Source organism: Parabacteroides sp. AF18-52, from assembly GCF_003479145.1.
Classification (GTDB): domain Bacteria; phylum Bacteroidota; class Bacteroidia; order Bacteroidales; family Tannerellaceae; genus Parabacteroides; species Parabacteroides faecis.
Map to the genome: position 1 here is coordinate 1 of NZ_QUGR01000017.1, position 20,196 is coordinate 20,196.

Sequence of the window (20,196 nt, forward strand, 5' to 3'; positions counted from 1 at the left end):
TAGTCCTTTTTGAAACTTATTTTTTTTCAAGACTGTCAACTTATTTCAGGACAGGACAGCATGTAATTTTATTTACCACGTATACTAATTCAAATTACATCGTAACAAAAACCAAATACAATAGCGAATGTCTTTGATAAGTTTCCTCCCCTGACAAAAAACACTTACCTTAGTGCCGTAATTCAAAAAATTATGGTAACAGAAGAATTAAAAAGACTCTACTACGGATACACAGGTTCACAGGCCGAAGATATAACTGAACTTCCTTCATCAGGCTCTAACCGCCGGTATTTCAGAATATCCGGACCGAAGACACTGATCGGGGTCAGCGGCTCTTCCCTGGAAGAGAATAAAGCATTTATTTATATGGCCGGATTTTTCAAAGGAAAAGGTATCAACGTTCCGGAGGTACATTTCCATTCGGACGATTATTCCTTTTATCTGCAGGAAGACCTGGGAGATACCATGCTCTTCAACGCCATAGAAAAAGGACGTAAAAGCTGTGTGTTCGATGAAGAAGAACGTCGTCTGTTACACAAGACAATCACGAAGCTCCCTTCTATCCAGTATGCGGGAGCCGACGGATTCGATTACAGTAATTGTTACCCTCAACCGGAATTCAACGAGCGTTCCATTCTCTGGGACTTGAATTACTTCAAATATTGTTTCCTGAAAGCAACAGGCATGGAGTTTCAGGAAGACCGTCTGGAAGATGATTTCCAGAAAATGAGCGATGTCTTATTACAAGACGCCTCTCCTACTTTCCTGTATCGGGATTTTCAGTCACGTAACGTGATGATCAAAGAAGGCGAACCCTGGTTTATTGATTTCCAGGGAGGACGGAAAGGGCCGGTCTATTATGATGTAGCCTCTTTCCTCTGGCAGGCCAAAGCCAATTACCCGGAAGATTTAAGGAATGAATTGCTAGCCGATTATTTGCAGGCATTACGAAAATATACGGACGTAGACGAAGAATATTTTTTCCGTCAACTACGTCATTTTGTCTTATTCCGCACCTTACAGGTGCTGGGCGCTTACGGATTCAGAGGATACTTTGAAAAGAAACCACATTTTATCCAAAGCGTCCCTTTTGCCATCAACAACCTGCGACAGTTATTAAAGAACGATTATCCGGAATATCCGTATCTGTGTTCCGTCCTGAGAGAATTGACCGGTCTGACTCAATTCAGGGACGATATACAAAAACGGATGCTGGAAGTCAAGATCGTCAGTTTCGCATATAAAAAAGGGATACCGAACGACCCGAGTGGAAACGGCGGTGGTTTCGTCTTCGATTGCCGGGCAATCAATAACCCCGGGAAATATGAACGATACAACCACTTTACGGGGCTGGACGAGCCGGTGATCCGTTTTCTGGAAGAAGACGGAGAGATCACTCAGTTCCTCGAACATGTATATACGATTGTCGATGCTTCGGTAAAACGTTATCTGGATCGCGGATTCACGAACCTGATGATCTCTTTCGGTTGTACCGGCGGACAACATCGTTCCGTCTATTCGGCACAGCATCTGGCAGAGCATCTGCATGCGAAATTCGGAGTAAAAGTAGACTTGACCCACAGGGAACAGAATATAGAACAAATCTTTGACGCAATATTATGAAAGCTATGATTTTTGCAGCCGGTATGGGGTCCCGCCTCAAGCCGATGACTGACAATACCCCAAAAGCATTGATACCAATAAATGGAAGACCAATGTTGGAGCATGTGATCCTGAGACTAAAGGATGCAGGGTTTCATCAAATCGTTATCAACGTTCACCACCTGGGAGACCAGATCATTGATTTCCTGGCCGCCAATAACAATTTTGGCGTTCAGATCCATATTTCCGACGAACGGGATTATCTGCTCGACACCGGAGGAGGAATAAAAAAGGCTGCCAAATTTCTCCAGGGAAACGAACCGTTCCTGGTACACAATGTCGATATCATGTCGAACGTCGACCTGAAAAAGTTATATGATCGTCACCTGGAAACTAATCCGCTTGCCACCTTGCTGGTCAGTAAACGCAATACATCACGTTATCTCCTGTTCAATGAAAAGAACCGATTATGCGGATGGCGTAACCACGAAACCGGAGAAGTTAAATCTTTCTATCCGGATTTCGACCCTAATCAGTACAACGAATATGCTTTTAGCGGTATCCATGTCTTATCGCCTAAAATATTCGACTGGATGGAAGAATGGACGGGAAAATTTCCGATCATCAATTTTTATCTCTCGATCTGTGCCAAGACGAATATCCACGCTTATGCAGCCGAAAACCTGCGGTTACTGGATATAGGAAAACCGGATGCGCTGGCTAAAGCGGAAGAATGGATGAAAAATCAATAAAAAGGTAGGTGGCTTTAGCTGGAAATGTATTCAAACAATTCTGACTAAGGCCATCAACAATGGCAAATAATCTTTCAGTTCGGTACGAAGAAGTTTCAATGCCTGTTGAATACGGTAATCGACTGTTTTAGACGAAACATTCAGTTTTTCTGCAATCTCGCTATAAGTCATATTCTGGAACCGGTTCATTTCAAAAGCTTCCCGATAGCTTGCCGGCAAGCGGGACAAGGCTGTTTCAATATTTCTTGCCAGTTCTTCCACGATGTAAAAATCAGGATCCTCATACTGAGCCTGCATATTTACAGAGATAGTATCGACTATCCGCTGTTTCAGCTCGTTACGATTAATCAATGTAAGACATCTGTTCTTTACGGCCCTAAACAGATAATTTTTAGGAGAAGACTCGATCACCTGCATGGAACTATTCTCCCAGAACCAAACCATCACATCCTGTACTATCTCCTGTCCGTCATCAAAATCGACAAATCGTTTAGCATACGCACATAACAAAGGATAGTAACGCATAAACAAAATATCGAATGCTTTCACATCACCAACCTGGATCCTTTGAAAAAGAATCTCGTCGTTTGTTTTGTCTGTTACAGTAGAAAGCATATAAAAAGTATTTAGTTCTAGTAAGACTCATGTATATAGTTGTGCAAAAATAACATTTTTCAACACATTGACCTATTACATTCCGATTAAGTTTTTATAATGTTAAAAAATACAAGCTTTTAGATATATCAACGCCCACAAAATCAACCATATTAACCATAGTCTTACTAGAACTCTTTCAGTAATCAAAAAAAATTATCACAAAAAAACACTTTTTCGTTTAGGAGGTTTCCCAGTTCATTAGTCTTAATTATAAAAGAGACAAAATGGACACACAAAAACATATAGACGAACAAGCATTATTGGACTATTTTTCCGGTATTCTTTCCCCTGTTCAAAAACAGGAGGTGGAAGCCTGGATACAGGAAACTGAAGAAAACCGGAAAATAGCACGGGATATCGAATACATCTACTTTGCCACAGATACGATCAATACGATCAAATCCATCGATTCGACCAAAGCATTAAAGGAGGTAAAAGTCAGATTCAGCAAAAAAGAGAATAATAAACGATCTTTCATTCTTCAATTACAACGGATCGCGGCGATTCTTGTTATACCCTTATTAATCAGCACACTCTATTATGCAACAAAAGAAGAACCGGTCGAATTCATAGAAATCAGGACTAATCCGGGAATGGTTGCAACCGTTAATCTCCCTGACGGCAGCAAGGTATGGCTCAACTCCCGCTCTTACCTGAAGCATCCGCAGAAATTCACAGGAGACACACGAAACGTTGAAATGGAGGGTGAAGCTTATTTTTCCGTACAAAAAGACAAATCGAAAAAATTCATAGTAAACACTCCTTTTAATCTGAAAGCGGAAGTGTTGGGTACAGAATTCAATATGGAAGCTTATAAAGAGAGTAATAAGGTGGTCACGACGCTGATCTCCGGCTCTGTAAGACTCTCATTCCAAAACAAAAACAATACAGAAGAGACGATGATCATGAAACCCAATGATGAAATCTCCTATAACTCAAAAACCAGAGGAGTCAGCCTGAGCAAACCTTATCTTCCTACGCTAACAGCCTGGAAAGACGGTTTGGTTATTTTCAGAAACACTCCATTTGAAGACGCATTAAATGTATTAAGTAAACGATTCAATGTTGAATTCATCGTAAAGAATGATCTTCTATATGAAAACTCATTTACGGGACCTTTCGACGGGCAACATCTGCATCTTATACTTGAACACTTCCGCTTATCATCCGGCATTCATTATAAGTTCGTTGATCCGGAAACAGGAACAGATAAAATATCAGAAAAAACAATTGTTGAACTATATTAAATGTATAGAAGTATGAACAACCTAAATTCAAGTACTAAAATGAAAACATTCGAACCTCCTTAAAAAACATACGGGAAAATATTGGCGTATTTCCCCGTATGAAAAACAACTGAAAGCTTGTTTGGCGACAAGCTCCAGCAAATGAATTTTTTTAACTCTAAAATCACTTACAAATCTATGACAAATTATTTTAGCATCCAACATTTCAGGATGGTGAATTCATCGTTTATTGTCCTGAAAAAAATACCATTATGTATGAGACTCACCGCAATAATGTTATTTGTATGCATCGGACTGGCATATGCTTCCGAAAGTTACAGTCAATCTGCAACATTAACTCTGAACGTTAACAACAAAACGGTACAAGAGGTCCTGGATGAAATTGAGAAACAATCTGAGTTTCATTTCTTCTACAACAACAAACAGGTAAATACGAATCGTGTTGTTTCTATTAAAAGTAAAAAAAAGGATGTATTCAACGTCCTTGAACAATTATTTAACGGAACGGATATCAGTTATAAGGTTCTGGATAAAAGTATTATCCTCTCACCCAAAGAGATGCTGATGAGTGCTGTCGTACAGCAAGCCATAAAAAACATATCCGGTACTATTACCGATAGCAACGGCGAACCGATCATCGGAGCAAATGTATTGGAGAAAGGATCTACAAACGGTACCGTGACCGATATCAACGGTAAATTCAGTTTATCCGTGCCCAATAAATCGACATTGGTAATCTCCTATATCGGATACGTATCCAAGGCTATTATCGTAGGAAACCAGACAGTCTTCAACATACAATTGACAGAAGACACTCAAAACTTAAATGAAGTAGTTGTAACGGCGTTAGGTATCAAACGTGAAGAAAAAGCCTTGGGATATGCAGTTCAAAAAGTAGATGCGAAAGCATTAACCTCTGCAAAAAGCATCGATGTCGGAACTTCATTAACCGGAAAAGTGGCAGGTTTAAATGTTAAGAACAGTACCGAATTCAACGAAGCTCCTTCTTTGAAATTAAGAGGAGAAACTCCCATATTGATCATTGACGGTATCCCATATGGAAATATGACATTGAACGAAATTGCACCTGACGATATCGAATCCATCGATGTTTTAAAAGGTGCCACCGCTTCTGCTTTGTACGGAGCACGCGGTACGACCGGTGCGATCATGATCACTACCAAGAGAGGTTCACAAAATGAAGGTATCAATGTAGAGATCAACAGTAACACAATGTTTTTCGCAGGATATCTGGCATTTCCGGAAGTACAATCATCTTATAGTAGAGGTTATGGTGGAAAATACAATAGCGATTATGTATGGGGAGACAAATTGGATATCGGAAGAACGGCTATTCAATACGATCCGGAAACATTCGAGTGGAGGGAAATGGAGTTAACATCCAAAGGAAAAAATAACTTTAAAAACTTCCTCCAATTCAGTGCGATCACAAACAACAATGTCAGTGTCTCGCAAAAAGGAAAATACGGCTCGTTCAGAACATCATTGACCCACGTATTCAACAAGGGACAATATCCGAACCAGAAACTGAACAAAATAACTTATACAGCCGGAGGTGAAATGAGTTACAAAAACTTCAAACTGGAAGGATCAGCGTCATACAACAAACGTGTGTCATCAAACGACAACGGTTCCGGTTATAGCGGTAGCTATATTTACGACATGGTAATTTGGGGTGGCACAGAATACGACGTACGTGATTATAAAAACTATTGGGTTGAAGGCAAAGAAGATGAACAGCAAAACTGGTACGATAACAGTTGGTATGATAACCCCTGGTTTAAAGCGAATGAAGTAGTCGATGCTTATGACACCGATATATTGAATGTGTATATGAACTCATCCTATGAAATTACTCCGTGGTTAAAAGCCATGTTAAGGGGAGGCCTTGATTTTTATTCTAAGAAAAATCAATGGAGAAACGCAAAAAGCGCAAACTACGCATGGGACAAAAACGGTTTCTTCGGAATCAGCAGAAATTCGGGGTATAGTATTAACACCGATGCTATGTTGATGGCTGATAAAACATGGGGTAAACTAAATATGAATGTTTTAGCCGGAGGAAATATCTACTTCTATTCTGATGACAAATTGAGAAGTACAACAGCCGGAGGACTCACTATTCCTGGATTTTACTCTCTGAAAGCCAGTGTCGATCCTATTTCTGCCAGCAGTGAATTAAAGAGGAAAAGAGTGAACAGTCTATATGGCAAACTTTCATTGTCATGGGCTAGTACTTATTTTCTGGACGTAACCGGACGTAACGACTGGTCTTCCACACTATCCAAAGAGACGCGTTCTTATTTCTATCCTTCCTTAGCTGGAAGTATAGTACTTTCAGAGATTATCACATTACCTGAAGTTTGGAATTTCTGGAAAATAAGAGGTTCATGGACAACCTCCAAACAAGATGCTGCAGTTTACGATAATAATAATGTTTACTCTGTCTCTACCAATGTTTGGGATGGATTAGGTACGGCTTCTTATCCTTCATCTGTTATCGGAGGTAATGTACGTCCTAAAAAATCTATGGTATATGAAGTCGGTACAGCTGTTAATTTCTTCAATAACAGATTATACGCAGACTTTGCATATTTCAGAAAACTTGAATCAGACTTTATCATTTCCGGCGGTATAAGTTCTGCAACAGGTTTCAGCTCCGTTCAGGTCAACTTTAAAGAAGAAAGATTGAGAAACGGTTATGAATTGACCATAGGGGGAAGTCCTATAAAAAATAAAGATTTCCAATGGGACATTCTTACAAACTGGGGACATGATAAATATTCTTACTTCAAAATCGACCCAGATTATTCAACTAAAAAACCCTGGGTAAAAAAAGGTGAAAGCTGGGATTGGTTCGATATATATGACTGGGACAGAGATCCGGACGGAAATATCATACATAACGGAGGTATTCCGGTAAAACAAAACTTCAAAACCAAAGTAGGAAATCTGACTCCCGACCTGGTTTGGGGTATCACCAATACTTTCAGATATAAAAACTTTACACTCAACTTCACTATCGACGGACGTATTGGAGGCATGTCATACTCACGCACCCACCAAATGTTATGGAACTCCGGTGCACATAAAGACTCCGACAATCAATGGCGATATGAAGAGGTGGTCAATGGAAACAAAACATTCATCGGAGAAGGTGTCAAAGTTGTATCCGGTAGTGTTGAACGTGACCCGGATGGAAACATCCTCAGCGATACCCGCGTTTTCGCTCCTAATGATGTTGTAGTATCTTATGAAGCATATATTTCAAAATACCATGACTCAACCAGTCGTCCCAGCCGCCAGAATGTATTGGATGAAACATTCTTCAAACTAAGAAATCTGACATTTACTTATGACATACCTCAATTGTGGTGTGGAAAAATAGGAATGAAAGCGGCATCGGTCAGCCTGACAGGCCAGAATTTATTCTTATGGGCCAAAGAATACAAATACGCAGACCCTGACAAAGGAGGAGATAGCAGTGGTTACGAAAGTTTGAATTCACCTTCTCAACGATACATCGGTTTTAACATAAAAGCAAACTTCTAAAGGTAGAATATATGAAAACAACGAAATATATAAAGCAATCTCTATTTGCTTTCAGTGCAATAGGAATATCTATGATCTGGAATGGCTGCACATCTTCTTTTGATGATCTGAATACCAATCCGGATGCAACAACAAAAGTGTCCCCGGCAATGCTTGCAACTAAAGTGATACTGGATCATGTAAAATCAGCGAGCAGTGATAATGGTGAATTCATGTGCAAACGCATGTTCTGGGGAGAACAAATGGATAATTATCAATACAATCGTGTGGAAAAAGGAAGCTTCAGTGCCATACAGGGACTTACCAATGCACAAAAAATGGTTGAATTATCCTCCGAATCCAATAAAGATGCTTATACAGGTCTCTATTATTATTTAAAGGGCTGGGCATTTTACCGGACAACAATGGATATGGGAGACATTCCCTATAGCGAAGCGCTTCAGGTCAATGAGTTCAGATATCCTAAATATGATGAACAAAAAGAGGTATTCAAAGGGATACTCGACGATCTGGAACAGGCAGACAGTCATTTTGCCAAAGCGACGGAAGGTATCAGCGGTGATCCGTTTTACAACGGCGATCCTGCTAAATGGAGAAAAGCGACCAATGTGCTCCGCCTGAAAGTATTAATGGCTTTACAGAAAAGAGCGGATGACACACCGGAGTTACAGATCAAAGAAAAATTTGCACAAATTGTAAAAGAAGGGAATCTTTTTGAAGGGAATGATGATAACCTCCAGGTTACTTATTCCAATAAAGATGGCCAGAAAAATCCTTTTCATCAGGATCTAACAAGAAGTATCAATGTGTATGCAGGAACAACCACTTTGATCGATCCGCTGAAAAAGTACAAAGATTATCGGTTATTCTCTTACTTTGCCCCGATGCAGGCTCTGACAGATCCAATATATCTGCCGAAAGGTGAAACCTTGTTGGAAAAAAACGATTGGAATGCCTATCAGGGAGTTGAAGCCGCAGGATTATTCAACACGGAACAGAAAAAGATCTCTAACAAAATGCATTGCCGCCCCAACGATATTTATCGCACAGATTATGTCGGAGTTCCTTCTATACGATTGGGATATGCTGATATGAATTTTGTATTGGCCGAAGCTGTTGAAAGAGGATGGATCAGCGGATCTGCTCAAAATTATTATGAAGAAGGTATCCGCGCCTCGTTTGAATTCGTACGTACGACGGTTTCTTCTCCGGAATATAATCAGGGAATGACCATCACAGACGAGTATATCACCCAATATCTAAAGGGAGAAGATGTAGCCTATGCTACAAACGGGACATCACTCGACCGGCTGAAACAAATATGGATGCAGGCATTCTTAGCCTCTTATTTCCACCTGGCCTGGGACTCTTATTATGATTACAGACGTACCGGTTATCCGGAATTACCGATCAACCCGGAAACAAACCTGAATGACGATAAGTACAAAATTCCGGTAAGATGGTTATATCCTGAATCAGAAACGAATTACAATAAGGAACAACTGATCAATGCAGTTAACCGCCAATGGGGAGGAGCCGAAGACGTGAATAAAATTATGTGGGTATTAAAATAATATAGTTCACTGTTACTTTTGAATTTACCGAATAGAATGGATGAACAACCTACTATTCGGTAAATTTGTTTCTAAAAATAAACACTTAAAAGCAGTTGCTTATTGTATAAAATCAACTACTTTTAGATGATCAAAAAAACACATCACCATGAAACATATTATCATTTTTCTTTTTGCTTATTTATTTGTTATTCCGGTCACAGCCCAACAATCCTCTCAAAACCTGGCCCTTCATCTGGACGGCAAAGACAATAATGTCCGCACCGGTATCGGATATCTCAATGGCTCATGGACCCTCGAAGCATGGGTCAAAGGCGATGACAATTCCTGGAAAGAACAGGAAGTTCTTTTTGGCGGAGGCGAATATAGCCTGACAAACAGGGCAGATTATCTGCCTCTGGTTATCGAGAACGGAAGACTTCACAGTACATGGCCCGATCTGTGGTCAAAAGAAGTACTGGACGACCAATGGCATCATGTAGCACTAAGCTGCGACGGTGTTGCCACCCGGCTTTACCTGGACGGAGAAGTCATCGATAGTAAAATAACAGCCATGTCTGTTCTTCCCGGAGCATTAGGAGTAAATGAAGACGATCTTACAACCTTCGGAGGATTAATGGATGAAGTCCGTATCTGGAATTCCGCCGTGCCGACAGAAACACTCAAAGAATGGATGGGCAAACCTTTGGAACCCACTCACCCGCAATTTAAAACACTGGTCGCATACTATAACTTTGACGACGGCATAGAAGATGTTTCGACAAACTGGGTCGGTAAGGGAGACCAGGCATACCATATCAGAAACGGAAGGCTCCAATATAAAGGTAGCATTCCAATGGCATACACAGTTCCCAATGACAATCCAAAATTCGTAAAACCCGCTAAACAGCAAGAATTATTCAATGCAATCGTAATAGATAGCGAATGGGATGCAGATCAGGGTAGTTCGGACGACCAGATCCTTAAACTCCGAATCGCCGTAACCGGAGACCGAAATCCATTACGCCTGACAGAACTTGAACTCGACCTGTCTGATGTCACAACACTGTCCGACATATCGCAGATCCATATCTATCATACCGGGAAAACCGCCCGGTCAAACATTAAAACAGAACTATTCGGTCAGGGGGAAATACCTAAAAAGAAAATGATATTTAAAGATGAACAAGGAGTTCTGACATTAACACCGGGTATCAATTACCTGCTAGTAACAGCTGACATAGCCGAAAAAGCCACCGTTGGTAACAAGATCAAAATATCCGTCCCCTCTTTCAAGCTGGGAGAGACGACCTATATACCGGAGACAAGTGAAAGGAATATCGATAAAAGGATCAGCGAAAACAGCCAGAACAATCCCAACATCATAAAAGTACTGCAATGGAATATCTGGCATGGAGGTAACCACGTCGGAGACGACGGTCAGGCACGTGTCATCGATCTGGTAAAAGCGACAAATGCCGACATTATCACGATGCAGGAAGGTTACGGTAGCCAGAAACGTATTCAGGATTCACTGGGATATTATATGCAAACACCATCGCTCCAGGATAATCTGGTTCTTTTCAGCCGGTATCCTATAACAGACATACCGACAAAGAAAACATTCAATTCCAATCCTGTCAAATTAACACTGCCAGGCAATCGCCCCTTGTTAGTCAACGCTTGTTGGTTACGTTATGCCTATCAACCGGAATATTCCTGCAATTATCCTTGCATAGGACATAATACTTCTACCTGGGTAGCAGAAGATGCCGCCCGAGGATTAGAAGACATGAAATATATTCTGGAAAAGGATACAAAACCTTATCTGACAGAAGGTGAAGATACTCCAATCATCATAGGAGGCGATTTCAATTCTTGCAGCCATCTGGATTGGACAAAAAAAGCAGCGTCGATCCATTTCGGTTACGGACCTGTCCCCTTCCCTATTTCCCAATATATGCTCGACCAAGGTTATAAAGATAGTTTCAGGGAAATAAATCCGGATGAAATAGCTCGCCCGGAAGGGACTTTTGCTGTTATTTACGGACACTTGCAGGTTAGCCGGATCGACTTTCTCTACTATAAAGGGAATAATATCCGGGCCGTTTCTTCCAAAATTGTAAAAACAACCCCGGAGATTGACGATGTATGGGCATCCGACCATGCCGCTGTACTGACAACATTTGAACTGACGCCTCTTTCAGGCAAATAATACATTAAACTAAATACACATGAAAAAAGGATTATTTTTATCAGTCATCGCTTTACTGAACCTAATGACAATGAATGCACAGGTACAGCCTATGCAACCCAAGTTGACAGACGACAGATCATTCTCCATGATCTTGTTGCCCGACCCCCAGAGTTACACCAAATTCGATGTAAACCAGCCGCTGTTCGAACTGATGACGGCATGGACCGCCAACAACAAAGAGAGACTGAATATCGAAGCCGTTCTTTGTACCGGCGACCTGGTAGAACAGAACGAAATCCGCATTCCTGACGGAGTAAACGGCAACCAGACCAGCGAAGAACAATGGAAAGCTGCCTCACAGGCATTTGCCCGACTGGATAATAAATTGCCTTATGTGGTCTGCACCGGAAACCATGATTACGGATACGAAAAGGCTGAGAACCGTCTGTGCCGTCTACCGGAGTATTTCCCGTCAGAAAGAAATTCCTGCTGGAGAAATTCGCTGGTTGAAGTAGGTAACAATTATCAGGGAATCCCGACACTCGAAAACGCAGCTTATGAATTTAACACTGAAACATGGGGTAAAATACTGGTGGTCTCTCTGGAATTCGCGCCACGCGACGAAGCCATCGAATGGGCTAAAGCTGTGACAGAGAAACCCAAATATGCCAATCACAAAGTGATCCTGCTGACCCACTCCTTCCTGACTGCAGACGGAAAACGGCGCCTGAAAGAAAACTATAAGATATCTCCGGCAAACTATGGAGAAGCCATTTGGCAAAAGCTGGTTTATCCGTCGAAGAATATCTGCCTGGTTGTTTGCGGACATGAATGTGAAATCGCTCCGCATAAAGACAATGTCGGTTTCAGCATCGAAAAGAATGCAGCCGGTAAGGATATCCCGCAAATGATGTTCAACGCCCAGACTGCCGATGGTTTCTGGCATGGCAACGGCGGCGACGGCTGGCTCCGTATCATGGAATTTATGCCTGACGGACAGACGATCAAGATCAAAACATTTTCTCCACTTTTCGCCATTTCGCCGACAACAGCCGACAAATCCTGGAGAACGGAATCGTATGACCAATTCGATATTACTATAAAATAATAATAAAAGAACTTATGATAATTAGGGAGTAGCTCCAATTATACATACCTTTGGTGAACTAATACAAAATTAAACACATATCATGAAAAAAAGAAACTTACTTCTTATTTTGGTTTTAACCATTGTAACGATCAGTTCGGCTTTTGCTGCCAAACCAAAAGCAAAACATGTAATCTGGATCGGTCTCGACGGCTGGGGGGCTTACAGCGTAGAAAAAGCAGAGATGCCGGTGACCAAACAATTAATGAAAGACGGTTCTTACACATTGAAAAAACGTTCCGTTCTGCCTTCTTCCAGTGCTGTGAACTGGGCTTCTATGTTTATGGGTGCGGGACCGGAGCTTCACGGATACACCGAATGGGGATCAAAAACACCTGAACTTCCTTCACGTGAATTGAATCAACATGGTATTTTCCCAACAGTTTTCCAACTGTACCGCGACGCTGCCCCGAAAGCAGAAATCGGTTGTGTCTATGACTGGGACGGCATCAAATATCTGGTAGATACACTGGCACTCAGCTATCATGCCCAGGGACCGGATTATAATAAATATCCAACCGTTTTGACAGAAATGGCGGTGAAGTATATCACAGAGAAAAAGCCGAACCTGTTTGCCGTTATCTTCGACAATCCGGATCATGTAGGTCATGCCGACGGACACGACACACCTTCTTATTACAATACGCTGAAAGAGTTGGATAAAAACATCGGAAAAATCGTCGACGCCGTTAAACAGGCCGGTATGCTGGACGAAACAATCTTTGTTATCACAGCAGACCACGGTGGGATCAATAAGGGACACGGAGGCAAGACCATGCTGGAAATGGAGACTCCGTTCATCATCTCCGGAAAGAACGTAAAGAAAGGTTATTGCTTCGACAATGTCAGCATGATGCAGTTCGACTGCGCCTCTACCCTTGCAGCTTTATTAGGTCTGACCCAGCCTCAGGTTTGGATCGGTCGTCCAATGCCGGTATTCAAATAATATAGAAAAGAGATGAAAAGATTATTTATAAGTATCTTATGCCTGTTAGGTGGTCTGTTAAATGCAAACGCCCAGCAACCGGCACTTCAATTCAATAAGGACGGAAAATTCAAGATCGTTCAGTTTACCGACGTACATTATATTCATAACAACCCGAAATCGGCTATCTCGATTGAAAGGATCAATGAAGTGTTGGATACTGAAAAACCGGACCTGGTCCTTTTTACCGGCGATGTCATTTATGGCAAACCGGCGGAAGAAGGAATGAGAACCATTCTCAACCTGGCCTCTAAACGCAAAATACCTTTCGGTATGACATTCGGTAACCATGACAATGAACAGGGGCTGACACGTACGGAGTTGTTCGATATCATCAAAACGATCCCTTACAACCTGACCGATTCCGTTGCAGGCGTATCAGGTGCCAGCAATTATATCCTGCCGGTCAAATCATCCGACGGAAAGAAGGATGCAACCGTCCTCTATTGCATGGACTCTCATTCTTATTCACAGATCGGAGGAATCGGCGGATACGATTACATCAAGTTCGACCAGATACAATGGTATCGTGAGAACAGTGCCCAATATACAAAACAGAACGGCGGAACACCTGTTCCATCTCTGGCATTCTTCCACATCGCCTTACCGGAATACAACCAGGCTGCATCCGACGAAACCGCTATTCTGGTAGGAACACGTAAGGAAAGAGCTTGCGCTCCGCAACTGAATTCCGGCCTGTTCGCTTCCATGAAAGAGATGGGTGATATCCAGGGTGTATTTGTCGGACACGACCACGATGACGATTATGCCGTTTATTGGAAAGGCATCTTACTGGCTTACGGTCGTTATACAGGTGGCGACACGGTTTATAACAACCTGACCAACGGTGCACGTGTGATCGAAATGACAGAAGGTGAAAATGGCTTCAAGACCTGGATCCGCTTGAAAGACAATGAAATCATCAATAAGGTGAATTATCCTTCGGACTTTATCAAGAAGAAAGACTGATCGATTATTGTATCATCAAACAATAAAGTCCTCTCTGCCTAGTGCATGAGAGGACTTATTTATATAATAGATATTCCAAAAGATATACAGAAATGAGAAATGTATTAATATAGTTGGTTACCAATATATCTGATATGATATATTCCAGAATATTTTTATCTTTGTCCTAAAACAAGATAATATGAAAACAACAGCAGAATACCTCGCCATATTAAAGAACTATAAAACTCAGCATGCCGGGAATTATGGTATAACCCGTATGGGGATTTTTGGCTCAGTAGCACGGGGAGAACAAAAAGAAGGTAGTGATGTTGATATTTGTTATGAGGGGAAAGCACCGTCCTTACTTACTTTAGACAAAATACAGTCTGAATTGAGAAACCTGTTCGGATGTCCAGTAGACTTAATCCGCATCCGCGAACATATGAATGATTATTTGAAAGAACGCATCAGTAAAGAAGCTATCTATGTCTAATAAAGAACTACATATCCAATGTTTGAATAATATAAGGAAAGCTTTATTAATGATCGAAGAACGTGCTAACGTGATTTCTTGTATGGACGATTTTCTACAGACTCCGGACGGGATGCTTCGATTAGACGCTATTTGCATGAATCTGATAGCCTTGGGAGAATCAGTTAAAAACTTTGATAAAATAACGGAAGGGAAGATACTACCCCTATATCCCAATATTTACTGGAAAGGTGTAATGCAAATTCGTGATAAAATAGCACATCACTATTTCGACATTGATGCAGGCATTGTTTACACCACAATAAAAGAAGACATTTCATCTTTACTTCCAACAATTGAGACAATGATTAAAGATATATCTAAATAAAAACGGAGCCTGTAATACAGACCCCGTTTTTATTCTTATTCCGGTTTAAGCACCACCCCTAAACTCTTTTTCCCATCCATCTTTATGACGATCGGTTTGTCGAAACGGACATGGCGCAGATACTCGGTATCTTCCACAGCGGGCAAAGCATTCAGGTAAGCCTCATCGAACCAGCCGTCGCCTTTGAACGGGTTGATCGTGAAATAACCGACACCGAAAGAGGTCAGGTTCTGGAAGAAATGCGTTCCCTGGCTCGGGTCGACACGATAGTTCTCCAATCCGCACTCCACGATAACACGGGCGTTACTGATATGTGGCCACTTCACCGGAATACCCAGCCAGGAGTCGCTGCTGCCCCAACGTCCGGGACCAACCAGCACATAATTCTTTTCCTCTTCCGTAAAACGGCGGTTCAGCTTCTCTATCTCGTAAGCGATCAACTGATTGTTAGACGAGTTGAAAGCACCGCTCTTTACATAGATAATATCCTGTACGTCTGTCACGATACCATGCCCCAGGACACTGGTAGAGGAAAGGATCGTTTCTTCATTTTCAATCTGCGTCAGGTCTTCATCCATGATCTCTTTGTTATCAACGATCGGACGGATCTGAAGCAGATAGAAAGTAGCCTTGTCGTGATTGGCGGGATCGACATTCACGGCAAACTCGATCTCTACGGGACGCCCCATCTCCTCCTGCCCGATGCGAAGCAATTCATCTAGCGTCTTTGCCAGCGGGAATACATCATGTTGCAGGATATTAACGAAAGACAAGATCTTCCGCCCGCCGGGATAGTAACCGTCACGAATGATCTGATCGTAGGGGTCGTAAGTAGAAACGATATATTTCAAAGAACCATCCGCATCAGCATCTTTCAGGTTCAGACGCAGGAGGTTAAAAGAATCATCGATAGAGAACTGTTCCGCCAGGTTCTTCAGGTCGAGTGCATAGAAACGGGTCTGCGTCTCACGAAGAGCGAAATCCATCGAACTCATCTGCAGGATACTGTGCGGATGGCGCGGAGAGAAACGTAATGTCTGACCGCCGTCCACAATATATTTACCCAATCCCAGGGCAATATTAGCTATGCCGTCTTCCGCCTTCTCATTACCGATCGGATAGAAATTAAGCGAACGTGCCACACCGGAGATGGTCGGGTAGAAATGATCGTTGTAACGGTTACCGACCACTTCCTGCAGAACAATCGCCATCTTCTCCTGATCGATCAGATTCGACGTGGCAGTCATATATCCCTTGCTGTCCCGGTAAAAGACAGATGCATATACAGCCTTGATCGCATCGCTCAACAAGCGAAGCATCTCATATTTATCATCCAGCCGCGGAATCATATAAGTAGAGTAAATTCCGGCAAATGGCTGGTAATGCGAATCCTCCAGCAGACTGGACGAACGGACAGCAATCGGGCTTTTCACCACATCGAAGAAAGCCATCAAGTCATCTATCAGGCTGGCAGGCAGACTGGCACGAAGGAAATATTTCAGGATCGTCTCGTCATCCGCATCGCTCAACGCAACAGGCAGCAACTCGTTCGTCTCCATAAATTCATCAAAGATATCCGTACAAATTACTACCGTCTTCGGGATATTCGTATTGAAGTTCTCCGTCTCCAACTTGGGATAGCGTTTAACCATCGCCCCCATAAAGGCAAGACCTCTACCCTTTCCTCCCAGCGAACCGTCACCGATACGGGCAAAATTGCTATACTCGTCGAAACGATCTTTCTGATAAATAGCTACCACTCCGGAGTTCTTCATACGGCGATACTGGACGATCAGGTCGAAAATAAGTTTACGAGCCTCATCCATATCTTTATAATCGCTTACATCGACCCGCTTCAACACCTCGGCTGGCGGGAACATGGCACGCGAATAGAAGAAACGGGAGAAATGGTTGCGCGAAAGATGGTAAACCAGCGAATCGTCGGGGATCTGGAATACTTTCCTCTGCAGATCCTTCAAATCCTTGATACGCATAATCTCTTCCTTCGTCTGCGGATTCAGTATCACGAAATCACCGAAGCCGAAACGCTGCATGATCTTCTTACGCAGATCCTGCGGGTAACTCTTTGAATTCTTGTCGATAAACGAGGCACCTAATTCTTTGGCATACACTTTATTGTTCGACTCGGAAGACTCGAGCACAAAAGGAATGATCAGCCCAGTCTTACGGACATATTGCCCGAACTTATACCCGGCATAAGGGTCTTTCACCCCATCATGCATAAAGCTCATATCCGATACGATACCGAGCATATTGTCCCGGTACTGATTAAAGATACGGACAGCTTCCTCATAAGTACGTGCCAGTTTGATCTTGGGACGTCCGCGCATCCGGAGCGTCTGCTGGTGGCCGTTCAGCGCCTCTTTGGCAAACATCTGGCTCTGCTCCAGCACGAATTTATATAAGTGGGGCAATGCTGACGAATAAAAGCGGATGGAGTCTTCCACCAGCAGGATGATCTGTACGCCGACACTCGCCGTATCGTCGGGCGCATTCATCTTATCCTCTATCAGTTTGATAATGGCCAGCAGCAACTCGGCATTACCCAACCAACTGAATACATAGTCAATCGCACTCAGGTCTTCATTGGCGATACGCTTGGAAACCTCCTTCGAGAAGGGGGTAAGCACTACGATAGGGATATTCGGATAATGTATCTTGATCTCCTTTGCCGCCGCAAAAATATCGCGGTTATCCATATTCGGCATGCAGATGATCAACTCAAAATTACGATTCTTTAATTCGGCAAGCGCCTCTTCTTCCGTTGTCACCTGGGTAAAACGGGGAGGATAACGAAGACTGAGTGAAGTATATTCATTAAATATCTGCTCGTCCACACGTCCATCGTCCTCCAGCATGAAGGCGTCGTATTTTGTGGCAATAAGCAGTACATTATATATACGCTTATTCATTAGATTGGCGAATGATGTGTCTTTAAACACAAGGTTCTGAAAGTCCGGTATTCCGCTCATAACGATTTCATAGAATTATATGCGCCCAAATGTAAGGAAAAAATCAGTTTGGATGCCGCCAATTAGTATTTTTCTCCCTATATTCTATTATTTCCCTACTTACTTTTTAATATTTTCCTCCCTTTGGTCCTTATACTTTCCGGTATGCCCGTATTTAATCGGGCGTTAGAGAGACGGCAAAAAAACAGTATCGGCACAAAGACATGCATCAAAAACATATAATCCGCTATCAAAAAGAAAGCAAAACTCTTGGTCAATCCATAGGATTCGCTACATTTGCCTACACATTGTTATTCCTAAAAAAGCAAGAAACGCTATGAAGACAGAAGTTATTTTATCTGCACTGGAAGCAAAGCACCCGGGCGAAAAAGAGTACTTGCAAGCCGTGAAAGAAGTTCTTTTATCAATAGAAGAGGTTTACAACCAGCATCCGGAATTCGAGAAAGCCAAAATCATCGAACGGCTGGTCGAACCGGAACGTATCTTTACTTTCCGTGTGCCCTGGGTAGACGATAAAGGTGAAGTACAAGTCAATTTAGGATACCGCGTACAATTTAATAATGCGATCGGCCCGTATAAAGGAGGAATTCGTTTCCACCCGTCCGTAAATCTGTCCATCCTGAAGTTCCTGGGATTTGAACAAACATTCAAGAATGCCCTGACTACCCTGCCGATGGGTGGCGGTAAAGGCGGTTCCGACTTCGCCCCCCGTGGTAAAAGCGATGCGGAGATCATGCGCTTCTGCCAGGCTTTCATTATGGAACTGTGGCGTAATTTGGGGCCGGACCGCGACGTACCGGCAGGCGATATAGGCGTTGGCGGACGTGAAGTAGGTTATATGTACGGCATGTACAAAAAGCTGGCCCGCGAAAACACAGGTACTTTCACCGGCAAAGGCATGGAGTTCGGAGGTTCTATCCTTCGTCCGGAAGCAACCGGCTACGGTGCTCTCTATTTCGTACATCAGATGCTCGAAACCCATGGTATAGATATAAAAGGTAAGACAGTTGCCGTTTCTGGTTTCGGGAACGTGGCTTGGGGAGCGACAAAGAAGGCAACCGAACTGGGCGCCAAAGTCGTAACGATCTCCGGTCCGGACGGATATGTGTACGATCCGGACGGTATCTCGGGCGACAAGATCGAATATATGCTGGAACTACGTAACAGCGGTAACGATATCGTGGCACCTTATGCCGACGAATATCCCGGCGCAACTTTCTATCCAGGCAAGAAGCCCTGGGAACAGAAAGTGGATATTGCCCTGCCCTGCGCTACACAAAACGAGCTGGATGCCGACGATGCCCGCAAGCTGATAGAGAACAAGACTTTATGCGTTGCCGAAGTCTCCAACATGGGATGTACGGCAGAAGCTGTCGATCTGTTCATCGAACACAAACAGTTGTTTGCACCGGGTAAAGCCGTTAATGCAGGTGGTGTCGCTACTTCCGGACTGGAAATGACGCAGAATGCCATGCATATCTCCTGGACTGCCGATGAAGTGGATGCCAGACTGCATCAGATCATGGGCGCTATCCACGAGCAATGTCTTGCTCATGGTAAGGATGGTAATTATGTGAACTATGTGAAAGGTGCCAACATTGCCGGCTTCATGAAAGTCGCCAAAGCCATGATGGCGCAAGGTATTGTATAAAAGAATCTGGCATGCTTTTTGTAATTAC

General features: G+C 42.7%; 14 protein-coding genes. 12 read left to right on the forward strand and 2 right to left on the reverse strand.

Going from position 1 to position 20,196, the window contains the following annotated elements; translation table 11 throughout:
• Positions 1 to 192: 192 nt before the first annotated feature.
• Together DWX23_RS20330 and DWX23_RS20335 are read left to right on the forward strand one after the other, a co-directional pair.
• A complete protein-coding gene (locus tag DWX23_RS20330) occupies positions 193 to 1,623 on the forward strand; it encodes an RNase adapter RapZ (protein WP_122375801.1) in 1,431 nt (476 codons plus the stop codon).
• The gene (locus DWX23_RS20335) at positions 1,620 to 2,354 is read left to right on the forward strand and encodes a nucleotidyltransferase family protein (protein WP_122355644.1); all 735 of its coding nucleotides are present in this window, start codon (positions 1,620 to 1,622) and stop codon (positions 2,352 to 2,354) included. The genes DWX23_RS20330 and DWX23_RS20335 overlap by 4 nt, the downstream gene beginning before the upstream one ends.
• A 30-nt stretch (positions 2,355 to 2,384) precedes the next feature.
• On the opposite strand, the gene DWX23_RS20340 is transcribed toward DWX23_RS20335, so the two are convergent.
• Entirely contained in the window at positions 2,385 to 2,969 is a 585-nt protein-coding gene (locus DWX23_RS20340; RefSeq protein WP_122375802.1) for an RNA polymerase sigma-70 factor, read from the reverse strand.
• Between the two features lie 266 nt (positions 2,970 to 3,235).
• Here DWX23_RS20340 and DWX23_RS20345 point away from each other — a divergent pair, with 266 nt between their 5' ends.
• The 9 genes from DWX23_RS20345 to DWX23_RS20385 all read left to right on the forward strand — a co-directional run bounded on the left by DWX23_RS20345 (position 3,236) and on the right by DWX23_RS20385 (position 15,524).
• Positions 3,236 to 4,258, forward strand: a complete 1,023-nt coding sequence (locus DWX23_RS20345; protein WP_122375803.1) for a FecR family protein — start codon at positions 3,236 to 3,238, stop codon at positions 4,256 to 4,258.
• Positions 4,259 to 4,513: 255 nt separating this feature from the next.
• Positions 4,514 to 7,831 (forward strand): SusC/RagA family TonB-linked outer membrane protein, encoded by a 3,318-nt coding sequence (locus tag DWX23_RS20350; protein WP_199673352.1) that lies wholly within the window; start codon positions 4,514 to 4,516, stop codon positions 7,829 to 7,831.
• A gap of 11 nt (positions 7,832 to 7,842) precedes the next feature.
• Positions 7,843 to 9,405, forward strand: a complete 1,563-nt coding sequence (locus tag DWX23_RS20355; RefSeq protein WP_122375804.1) for a SusD/RagB family nutrient-binding outer membrane lipoprotein — start codon at positions 7,843 to 7,845, stop codon at positions 9,403 to 9,405.
• Between the two features lie 148 nt (positions 9,406 to 9,553).
• Entirely contained in the window at positions 9,554 to 11,599 is a 2,046-nt protein-coding gene (locus DWX23_RS20360; RefSeq protein ID WP_122375805.1) for an endonuclease/exonuclease/phosphatase family protein, read from the forward strand.
• Between the two features lie 19 nt (positions 11,600 to 11,618).
• Positions 11,619 to 12,689 carry a metallophosphoesterase gene (locus tag DWX23_RS20365; protein WP_122375806.1) on the forward strand — a complete coding sequence of 357 codons (1,071 nt, stop codon included), beginning with the start codon at positions 11,619 to 11,621 and terminating at the stop codon, positions 12,687 to 12,689.
• 82 nt (positions 12,690 to 12,771) lie between these two features.
• Positions 12,772 to 13,674: an alkaline phosphatase gene (locus DWX23_RS20370; protein WP_122355657.1), complete on the forward strand. Its 903-nt coding sequence runs from the start codon at positions 12,772 to 12,774 to the stop codon at positions 13,672 to 13,674.
• 12 nt (positions 13,675 to 13,686) lie between these two features.
• Positions 13,687 to 14,682 carry a metallophosphoesterase family protein gene (locus DWX23_RS20375; RefSeq protein WP_122375807.1) on the forward strand — a complete coding sequence of 332 codons (996 nt, stop codon included), beginning with the start codon at positions 13,687 to 13,689 and terminating at the stop codon, positions 14,680 to 14,682.
• A 181-nt stretch (positions 14,683 to 14,863) separates the two neighbouring features.
• Positions 14,864 to 15,157 (forward strand): nucleotidyltransferase family protein, encoded by a 294-nt coding sequence (locus tag DWX23_RS20380; RefSeq protein ID WP_122355661.1) that lies wholly within the window; start codon positions 14,864 to 14,866, stop codon positions 15,155 to 15,157.
• Positions 15,150 to 15,524 carry a DUF86 domain-containing protein gene (locus tag DWX23_RS20385; protein ID WP_122375808.1) on the forward strand — a complete coding sequence of 125 codons (375 nt, stop codon included), beginning with the start codon at positions 15,150 to 15,152 and terminating at the stop codon, positions 15,522 to 15,524. The genes DWX23_RS20380 and DWX23_RS20385 overlap by 8 nt, the downstream gene beginning before the upstream one ends.
• A 35-nt stretch (positions 15,525 to 15,559) precedes the next feature.
• On the opposite strand, the gene DWX23_RS20390 is transcribed toward DWX23_RS20385, so the two are convergent.
• On the reverse strand, positions 15,560 to 18,517 hold the full coding sequence (locus DWX23_RS20390; protein WP_122355665.1) for a PEP/pyruvate-binding domain-containing protein: 2,958 nt from the start codon (positions 18,515 to 18,517) through the stop codon (positions 15,560 to 15,562).
• Between the two features lie 316 nt (positions 18,518 to 18,833).
• Here DWX23_RS20390 and gdhA point away from each other — a divergent pair, with 316 nt between their 5' ends.
• The gene (gene gdhA, locus DWX23_RS20395) at positions 18,834 to 20,168 is read left to right on the forward strand and encodes an NADP-specific glutamate dehydrogenase (protein ID WP_122375809.1); all 1,335 of its coding nucleotides are present in this window, start codon (positions 18,834 to 18,836) and stop codon (positions 20,166 to 20,168) included.
• The last annotated feature ends 28 nt before the right edge of the window (positions 20,169 to 20,196 follow it).

What these genes read in the sequence shown, in the direction of transcription:
- gdhA (WP_122375809.1), top strand. Translation starts at nt 18,834, where the DNA reads ATGAAGACAGAAGTTATTTTATCTGCACTGGAAGCAAAGCACCCGGGC.
- DWX23_RS20340 (WP_122375802.1), bottom strand. Translation starts at nt 2,969, where the DNA reads ATGCTTTCTACTGTAACAGACAAAACAAACGACGAGATTCTTTTTCAA.
- DWX23_RS20330 (WP_122375801.1), top strand. Translation starts at nt 193, where the DNA reads ATGGTAACAGAAGAATTAAAAAGACTCTACTACGGATACACAGGTTCA.
- DWX23_RS20385 (WP_122375808.1), top strand. Translation starts at nt 15,150, where the DNA reads ATGTCTAATAAAGAACTACATATCCAATGTTTGAATAATATAAGGAAA.
- DWX23_RS20345 (WP_122375803.1), top strand. Translation starts at nt 3,236, where the DNA reads ATGGACACACAAAAACATATAGACGAACAAGCATTATTGGACTATTTT.
- DWX23_RS20375 (WP_122375807.1), top strand. Translation starts at nt 13,687, where the DNA reads ATGAAAAGATTATTTATAAGTATCTTATGCCTGTTAGGTGGTCTGTTA.
- DWX23_RS20370 (WP_122355657.1), top strand. Translation starts at nt 12,772, where the DNA reads ATGAAAAAAAGAAACTTACTTCTTATTTTGGTTTTAACCATTGTAACG.
- DWX23_RS20365 (WP_122375806.1), top strand. Translation starts at nt 11,619, where the DNA reads ATGAAAAAAGGATTATTTTTATCAGTCATCGCTTTACTGAACCTAATG.
- DWX23_RS20360 (WP_122375805.1), top strand. Translation starts at nt 9,554, where the DNA reads ATGAAACATATTATCATTTTTCTTTTTGCTTATTTATTTGTTATTCCG.
- DWX23_RS20380 (WP_122355661.1), top strand. Translation starts at nt 14,864, where the DNA reads ATGAAAACAACAGCAGAATACCTCGCCATATTAAAGAACTATAAAACT.
- DWX23_RS20350 (WP_199673352.1), top strand. Translation starts at nt 4,514, where the DNA reads ATGAGACTCACCGCAATAATGTTATTTGTATGCATCGGACTGGCATAT.
- DWX23_RS20390 (WP_122355665.1), bottom strand. Translation starts at nt 18,517, where the DNA reads ATGAGCGGAATACCGGACTTTCAGAACCTTGTGTTTAAAGACACATCA.
- DWX23_RS20335 (WP_122355644.1), top strand. Translation starts at nt 1,620, where the DNA reads ATGAAAGCTATGATTTTTGCAGCCGGTATGGGGTCCCGCCTCAAGCCG.
- DWX23_RS20355 (WP_122375804.1), top strand. Translation starts at nt 7,843, where the DNA reads ATGAAAACAACGAAATATATAAAGCAATCTCTATTTGCTTTCAGTGCA.